Origin of the sequence: Kistimonas asteriae, assembly GCF_018263925.1 — a bacterium.
GTDB classification, from domain to species: Bacteria; Pseudomonadota; Gammaproteobacteria; order Pseudomonadales; family Endozoicomonadaceae; genus Kistimonas; species Kistimonas asteriae.
On the sequence record NZ_JAEVHF010000047.1, the window covers coordinates 1 to 1103 of the forward strand.

1 protein-coding gene is annotated in these 1103 nt (G+C 50.6%); it reads left to right on the plus strand.

Going from position 1 to position 1103, the window contains the following annotated elements; all coding sequences use genetic code 11:
• The first annotated feature begins 81 nt into the window (after positions 1-81).
• Positions 82-1095, plus strand: coding sequence for an IS1595 family transposase (locus KHS78_RS22175; RefSeq protein WP_211831196.1), 1014 nt, complete (start codon positions 82-84; stop codon positions 1093-1095).
• Positions 1096-1103 lie beyond the last annotated feature (8 nt).

Genomic DNA, 1103 nt, shown 5'->3' on the forward strand with positions numbered 1-1103 from the left:
GGCTCTGTTCACATTAAGTGTTGTCATCTCTGACTATACTGTTTCGTGCGTCTATTCCACTCGGCATTTGAGAGGTGAGACATGCAGCAGCAATCATTTGACGACATCCTGAAATCCATTCCTCTGATGTCTCCAGACCAAATCACGATTCTCCGGGAAGCTCTTCCTCCGGTACCTGCAAAAGGATCAGAAGACAGACAGGCATCCTGCCTGCTCGAAAGGCTCAAGTTTTACTTTGGCCTGCATCCTGTTTGCCCTCATTGCCATAGTGAATCGATCAAACGCTGGGGTCAGAAATCAGGACATCAGCGTTATCGCTGCAAACAGTGCCAGCACACATTCAATGCCATGACCGGCACACCTCTGGCGCATTTGCGTGTCCGCGACAAGCTGGATGCATACGTGGAATGCATGAATGGCAGCACTACCCTCCGTCCTGCGGCCAGGAAATGCGGTGTACCCCTGAACACATCATTCCACCTTCGCCATCGTTTGATGGCTGTCGTTGAAACCGATCATTACGGGGATCTCACAGGCATTTCCGAGGAGGATGAAACGTTTTTCCGTGAGTCCCACAAAGGCCAGCGAGACCTGCCTGTACCCGCCCGGCGTCGCGGAGGCCGGATCAGGCGTCATCGCTCGAAGCCGGACGCAGGCCTGAAGCATGACGCCGTTAAGCAAGTACCGGTTATGGTAGCCTGCGACCGTGAACATCATGTCATTGATGCCGTACTGAGCCATGTCAGCACCGATGAAATTCATGAGCATTTATGTGGGCATATTCAGGCAGGCAGCACCCTCTGTACTGATGGGCACCTGTCTCATGACAATTTAGGCAAACGACTCGGGATCAACACCAAAACACTGGTTGCGAAAAACGGCCAACACGTGAAGGAAGGCGTGTACCACATCCAGACGGTCAATGCCTATCACAGTGACTTGAAGCGTTGGCTTAACGGTTTCTTCAACGGCGTAGCAACAAAATATCTCTCTCGTTACCTAGCTTGGAAGCGATATTTAAAGACCCATATCTTCTCAGAAGAAGGCTTTTTAGATCAGATTTCTATTCATTGGGTAAAACAACACTTAATGTGAACAGAGCC